The following is a 7083-nucleotide window of genomic DNA, read 5'->3' on the forward strand; positions in this document are numbered from 1 at the left end:
AGGCCGGTACTGCCTGTCAGCAGCACCGGCCTTATTCCCCGCATCAGGCGGCTAACGCTTACCTGAAAGGCGGCTCATTAAAGGTACGCAACTTACGCGAATGCAGCTTATCGCCCTCGGCGCGCAGCAGCTCAACAGCGTGAATACCAATCTGCAGATGCTCCGAAATCGCCCCTTCATAGAAACGATTCGCCTGACCGGGCAGCTTAATCTCACCGTGCAACGGCTTGTCTGAAACGCACAGCAGCGTGCCGTACGGCACCCGGAAACGATAACCCTGTGCGGCAATGGTGGCGCTTTCCATATCGACCGCCACCGCACGGCTCAGGTTAAAGCGCAGTGCCGAAGCGGAGTAGCGAAGTTCCCAGTTGCGATCGTCGGTGGTCACCACGGTGCCGGTACGCAACCGCTGCTTCACCTCTTCGCCTGGCATGCCGCTCACCGATTTGGTGGCGTCATACAGCGCGCGCTGCACTTCGGCAATGCTGGGTACCGGGATATCAGGCGGCAGCACGCTGTCGAGCACGTGATCGTCGCGCAGATAGGCATGGGCCAGCACATAATCACCGATCCGCTGGCTCTCGCGCAGACCGCCACAGTGACCAATCATCAGCCACGCATGTGGACGCATCACCGCCAGATGATCGCAGATGGTTTTGGCATTCGACGGGCCGACACCAATGTTAATCAGCGTAATACCGCGACGATTCGGCGAGGTGAGATGCCAGGCGGGCATCTGGTGCTTCTTCCATGCCAGATCCGAGAGCATCGACTCACTGTCAGCGGTGTCGGCGGTCAGCACCACATCGCCCGCGCAGGCCAGGCTGTCGTAAGGGGTACTGGGATCGCGCACCTGCTCGATCGCCCAGCGCACAAACTCATCAACATAACGGGTGTAGTTGGTGAACAGCACAAACGGCTGGAAGTGCTCTACGCTGGTGCCGGTGTAGTGACGCAGGCGGGCCAGCGAGAAGTCGGTTCGCAGCGCGTCGAAGTGCGACAGAGGGGATTTTGCATCGGCATGGAACAGACCATCGGCGGTCTCATCACCAATCTGTGACAGCTCGGTGGTCGGGAAGTGGCGCGCAATACCGGCACTCATGGTGCGATCCAGTGACAGGTCGGAACCGTCGATCACGTAAGGATAGGGGATCTCCTGGCTGGAGGGCCCCACGTCGATCTCCAGCTGATACTCCTTCTCCAGCATCTGAAGCTGTTCCGAAATATAGTGGCGCAGCAATGCCGGGCGGGTGATGGTGGTGCTGTAACTGCCGGTGTGGGTGAAACGTCCCCAGGCACGCGTGCGGTTCTGTTGCGGACCGTCGCCGCGCCAGGTGATGCGCAGCTCCGGATAAACAAATAGTCCCTGCGCCCGAGCGGCGGCATCGGGCAGCGTGCCGTTTTCGGTAAAGGCTTTAATCGCCTCACGTAGCGCATCGACGGCGCCATCGTACAGGCGTTCAAGTTCATCCAGCGCCTGCTGGCTGGTCAGGTTTTTCCGTAGTGTCGGCATGGTTTCTCCTTCCATTTTTTTTCCGCAATTTGCCCCAAGCTTAGCGGGTTTGTTGCGGAGATTGGTGAAGAATCTGTGATCGCCGTTTTTTTGCGCCAGCGAAGCGCGAATTCTGAGCAGTGCTGTTTTAAGTGAAGATCCGCTGCACTGAAATCCAGTAAGAAAATCTTTACTATCAGAAGCGGTGATTCGCCACTTTTAAATGCGTTGCCGATGAGGAGAGGGCGGAAAAACCGCCAGCAGCAAAGCATGCCCAATCGATCATAACATCAGGGAAATATTCAGGTTTGCTACAGCGGGCGGGGCAGTGAGGCAGATTGTGCCGTGGCGGCATTAAAAAGTTTGTAACCATGATTAATTTGCACCGGAAAGACTTTGCATATTTCTCTGCCCACTATCATCATTAGAACTCCTGTCCAGTCTCTTCTGATTTGGTAATCCTTTGCAAAATCCCGGCGTAGCAGTGATGCAGGCGATCAAGCGCACGGCGTGGTACCCGAAACGCCGTTCGTATCGCACGCTCTACTGGCGTGAGATATCGCCATTAGCAGTGCCTATCTTTTTCGAGAACGCCTGTGTGCTATTGATGGGCGTACTGAGCACCTTCCTGGTCAGCTGGCTGGGTAAAGAGGCGATGGCGGGTGTGGGCCTGGCCGACAGCTTCAACATGGTGATCATCTCGTTCTTTGCTGCCATCGATCTCGGTACCACGGTGGTGGTGGCGTTCAGCCTGGCAAAACGCAACGGCAAGCGCGCCCGCGCCGCCACGCGTCAGTCGCTGGCCATGATGACGATACTCGCCTTTGTGCTGGTGATCGCCATTGAGTTCTGGGGCCATCTGATCGTCGATGCGATTGCCGGTGCCGCCGATCCGAAAGTCAAAGCGCTGGCGCTGAGCTATCTGCAGACTTCCGCCTGGAGCTATCCGGCCGCCGCCATCACCCTGATTGGCAGCGGGGCGCTGCGTGGTGCAGGTAATACCAAAATTCCGATGCTGATTAACGGCGGCATGAACATCCTCAACATCATCATCAGTAGCGTGCTGATTTATGGCTGCTTCTCGTGGGACGGTTTAGGGTTTATCGGTGCCGGGCTCGGACTGACCATCACCCGCTATATCGGGGCGATCGCGGTGATCTACGTGCTGATGATCGGCTTTAACGCGTCACTGAAAATCACGCTGTCGAGCTATTTCCGGCGCTGGAACAGCAGCATTCTGATGGAAGTTTTAGGTATAGGCGTGCCTGCCAGTATCGAGTCGGTGCTGTTCAACGGCGGTAAACTGCTGACACAGGTGTTTGTTGCCGGAATGGGCACCAGCGAGATTGCCGGGAATTTTATCGCTTTTTCTATCGCCTCACTGATCAACCTGCCAGGCAATGCGCTGGGTTCGGCTTCAACGATTATCACCGGTACCCGTCTGGGCAGGAATCAGGTGTTCCAGGCGGAACGCCAGGTGCGGCACGTCTTCTGGCTGGCGACGGTCTGCCTGACCGCGATGGCCCTGCTGACGGTGCCGCTGGCCGGGTTGCTGGCGCGGTTTTATACCAGCGATCCGGAAGTGATTAACGTGACGAAGCAGCTGATCTGGCTTAACGCGCTGTTTATGCCGTTATGGGCCGCTTCCTGGGTGCTGCCTGCCGGACTCAAGGGCGCACGCGATGCGCGTTACACCATGTATGTGTCGATGTTCAGCATGTGGGGCGCCCGCGTGGTAGTCGGATACCTGCTCGGTATTGAACTGGGGATGGGCGTGACCGGCGTCTGGCTGGGGATGTTCCTCGACTGGACGGTGCGTGGCATCTTCTTCTGGTGGCGACTTAACAGCGGCAAGTGGCTCAACCGCTATCGAAAGATGATCGCGAAAACCGGTTAGCGCACTGTTCACGCCTTTCCCCCGCCGCGGGGAAAGGCGTCATACCTCTTTCAGCACCATTAAAAATAACATCTCCGTCACATCTCCAGACTTTCGAACCGAATTTCAGACAGTTGCACAAAGCCAGCCTTCTCAGACAGGGTTAGCGTAATGCCTGCTGCGCAATGATGCAGACACTACTTATCAAGGTGACCCTATGATCCGTCTGAAAACGGCGCTGGCACTCCTGCCGCTGCTGTGTAGCGCCCCGTTATGGGCGACAACCTTTGTCTATGTGTCTAATGCCGAATCCGGCACCGTTTCCCGCTATCAGCTCAATGAGGCAAATGGCAGCCTGCAATGGCGTGGCGATACGCCTGCCGGTAAAAAGATTATGCCGCTGGCGGCCAGCCCGGATGGTAAACGGCTCTACGGTGCGCTGCGGAGTCCGCCTTATTCGATCATCAGCTGGCGCGTTTCGGGTTCGCACGGTGACTTGCAGAAACTGGCGGTGACGCCGGTTGCAGCCAGCTTTCCGTGGATCACCACCGACAGAAGTGGGCGCTATCTGCTGGCTGCCTCTTATGACAGCGATATCGTCACCAGTAACCGGATTGATGACAAAGGCATTGTGACACCACAGGTCACGGGGGAGGTGAAAACCGGGCCGCATGCCCATTCGGTGATCACCGACGTCAGCAATCATTCCCTCTACGTCGGCAACCTTGGCGCGGATCGCGTGCTGCAATATGCCTTTGCGGATAACGGCGCGATAACGCCGCTGGGAACCGGATTTGTTCAGGGCGAGAAGAACAGCGGCGCACGACATTCGGTGATATCGCCCGACAATCGTTTTCTCTATAACCTCGCGGAGATGAGCGGCACCATTACGCAGTTCCGTCGCGCGGCGGATGGGTCGCTGACGGAGCAGAAAACCTGGCCGAATGCGGTGGCGAAGAAATATAACCTGCAGCATGGCGAGCAGCGCCCGGCGGGCTACAGCGATCCCACGCTGCGCATCTGGGCGGCAGACATCAAAATCACCCCGGACGGACAATTTATCTATGTGACCGAGCGCACCTCCAGCACCGTCAGTGGCTACCGGGTTGATAAACAGTCGGGTGAGTTAACGCTGATCGGCAGCTGGCCGGTTGAAAAACAGCCCCGCAGTATTGCGACTGATGCGCAGGGTAAATGGCTGATCGTCAGCGGGGAGAAGAGCGCGGTGATTGGCAGTTACGCTATCGATCCCGCCAGCGGCGAACTCAAACGGGTTGCTGAAGCCCCGGCTGGTAAAGGCGCGAACTGGGTGACGCTGATAACGCAGTAACCGTTTTGAGCAGCCGGTGTATGGCACTGGCTAAACAGATGGGGGACTGCTTATGCCATTTCCGGCATAAGCAGCGCAGAAATTTTTGCTTCTGATCGGGGGCATAAGCGGGTTTACTCAGGGCATCAACTGATGCGGAGAGCCTGAGATGAAACAGAAACTGATAGCCTGGTTTGAACAGCTGCTGAGCGGCCCTGTGGCGAGTGAACGTGTGCATGATATTAACGTCGAACTGCTGCTGCCGCTGAGCCAGCTGTATGGACTGGAATATTATCCGGCAGTGCATCGCTACCATGAAAAATAATGGTTGTTGTATGTTGTCTGGTTAAAGGCCTGCTACGTTGCGGGCCTTTTTGCATCTGTATTGCGCTGGTCATTTCAGCCAGCAGGCTTCACCACGAAAAACAGCAACATCATTATTTTTTATCCCACTTAATACCCCAGCGTCGTTATATGAATGAGTAATCCGGCACGGATCTATATTCATCAGCGCACGTCTTAACATCCATTCCCTTAACACTCATAAATGACCTCTGCACATAGAAAGTGGCTAAGTCATTACAAATTTGGCTTAGAAAACGTTTTATCACCGCTAATTTTACTTCTTGTAAAACCACATCATTATTTTAAGTCAATAAGGAACTTCCGATTGTTAAGGTGGTAATCTGCACGCCTGTGCTTACACAAAACTTACAATAAGCGTTGTTAATCCTTCGATGAAAATGCCTGAAACAGGGAAGTGGCTGGTTTTCGGAGCCAGTTTGTTTATCAGCAATGTCATGGCTGCACCAGTCACGCCGGGCGATCTTGACGTTATTCAAAATCAGCAGCAGCAGCGGTTGCAGCAGGATCAGCAGCAGCGTGACGCATTAACACAGGCGCATCAGGTTGAGCTGCAAAAAACCGAGTCGGCGCCAGCCAGCGGCCCCTGTTTTGAAATCAACCAGATTTCACTGCAACAGGCGAGCTTAATCACGCCTGATACACAGAAGAGAATTGTCGCTCCCTATATCAATCAGTGCCTGAGTCTGGACCGTATTAATCAGCTGGTACGCGCCATTTCAGAGTGGTATGTCCAGCGCGGCTATATCACCAGCCGGGCCTTCCTGACAGAACAGAATCTTTCCCACGGGACATTAAATATCACCGTACTGGAAGGAAAGCTTGAGGCGATTCATTTGCAGGGTGCCAGTGCACGTCAGCTGAACATGGCGTTCCCGACCCGTGCAGGTCGTATTTTAAATTTACGTGACATTGAACAGGGTATGGAGCAGATAAACCGGCTTCGTACTACGCCGGTTCAGATTGAAATCATTCCGTCGACTCAGCCGGGCTATTCCATTGTCAATCTGACCAGCACACCCGAGTTTCCTCTGACGCTGGGGCTGAATATGGACAATAGCGGCCAGCGAAGCACCGGCATCGGTCAGCTTTCCGCCTCGCTGGTGGGTAACGACCTGCTGGGTGTTGCCGATCGCTGGTTTGTCAGCGGTGGTCGCAGCAGCGCTTTCAGCGACTGGCGCGATGCGCAAAATTTCCAGGCGGGCGTCAGCGTGCCTTATGGCTATGGGCTGCTGGATTACAGCTATAGCTGGAGCAACTATTACAGCCGCTTTAACGCCAATAGTTTCGACTGGTATAGCAATGGCGACAACATTTCTAACCGCCTCAGCGGCTCGTGGGTGCTGTTCCGCAACGGGCAAATCAAAACCGGCCTTCAGCTTGGTCTGAACCATTACGTCAGCCATAACTGGCTGAATGAGACCCTGCTTGAAAGCAGCAGCCGCAAACTAACCAGTCTGCAGATCGGTTTTAACCATACGCAAAAAATTGCAGGTGGGGTGGCCACTCTGAACCCGATGCTGAGCCGCGGAATGCCGTGGTTTGATGCGGAAAGCGACAAGGGTAAAAGCGACGATTTTCCTAAAGCTGAATTCCGTAAATGGAGCGTCAGCAGCAGCTATCAGCGGCCTGTCACTCAGAAAATGTGGTGGCTCAGCAGTTTTTACGCTCAGTGGTCGCCGGATCGCCTCTATGGCAGCGAACGCCTGACGATTGGTGGCGAGAACTCGGTTCGCGGCTACAAGGAGCAATACCTTTCCGGCGATGTTGGCGGCTATCTGCGTAACGAACTGAATTACTCGCTGTTTACCCTGCCTGCAATCGGCGAGGTCAGCACCACTCTGGCGCTGGACGGCGGGTGGCTCCAGAGCGACAAACAGGATCGCTACGCAGCAGGCACGCTGTGGGGCAGTTCGCTGGGACTTGGCACCCGTAATGCGCATGTTTCCACTCAGCTGTCGCTGGGTATCCCTGTCAGCTACCCCAATTATCTTGCGCCCGATCGCCTCAGCGTTTACGCGCGTGTTGGACTCGTTTTTTAAA

At 55.4% G+C, this 7083-nt stretch carries 5 protein-coding genes; 4 read left to right on the plus strand and 1 reads right to left on the minus strand.

The window, feature by feature from the left end:
- Positions 1-58: 58 nt before the first annotated feature.
- Complete coding sequence (locus ACR8BN_RS07640) at positions 59-1513, minus strand: AMP nucleosidase (RefSeq protein ID WP_031591057.1); 1455 nt, start codon at positions 1511-1513, stop codon at positions 59-61.
- Positions 1514-1979: 466 nt separating this feature from the next.
- On the opposite strand from ACR8BN_RS07640, the gene ACR8BN_RS07645 reads away from it, so the two are divergent.
- The 4 genes from ACR8BN_RS07645 to ACR8BN_RS07660 all read left to right on the plus strand — a co-directional run bounded on the left by ACR8BN_RS07645 (position 1980) and on the right by ACR8BN_RS07660 (position 7082).
- Positions 1980-3389 carry an EmmdR/YeeO family multidrug/toxin efflux MATE transporter gene (locus ACR8BN_RS07645; protein WP_010670873.1) on the plus strand — a complete coding sequence of 470 codons (1410 nt, stop codon included), beginning with the start codon at positions 1980-1982 and terminating at the stop codon, positions 3387-3389.
- Positions 3390-3585: 196 nt separating this feature from the next.
- Complete coding sequence (locus ACR8BN_RS07650; protein ID WP_434747487.1) at positions 3586-4698, plus strand: lactonase family protein; 1113 nt, start codon at positions 3586-3588, stop codon at positions 4696-4698.
- A gap of 148 nt (positions 4699-4846) precedes the next feature.
- Positions 4847-5002, plus strand: a complete 156-nt coding sequence (locus ACR8BN_RS07655) for a hypothetical protein (protein WP_010670871.1) — start codon at positions 4847-4849, stop codon at positions 5000-5002.
- 412 nt (positions 5003-5414) lie between these two features.
- Positions 5415-7082 (plus strand): ShlB/FhaC/HecB family hemolysin secretion/activation protein, encoded by a 1668-nt coding sequence (locus ACR8BN_RS07660; RefSeq protein ID WP_434747488.1) that lies wholly within the window; start codon positions 5415-5417, stop codon positions 7080-7082.
- Position 7083: the final 1 nt, after the last annotated feature.

This window comes from Pantoea sp. Lu_F5_004 (genome assembly GCF_051136245.1).
Taxonomy (GTDB): domain Bacteria; phylum Pseudomonadota; class Gammaproteobacteria; order Enterobacterales; family Enterobacteriaceae; genus Pantoea; species Pantoea agglomerans.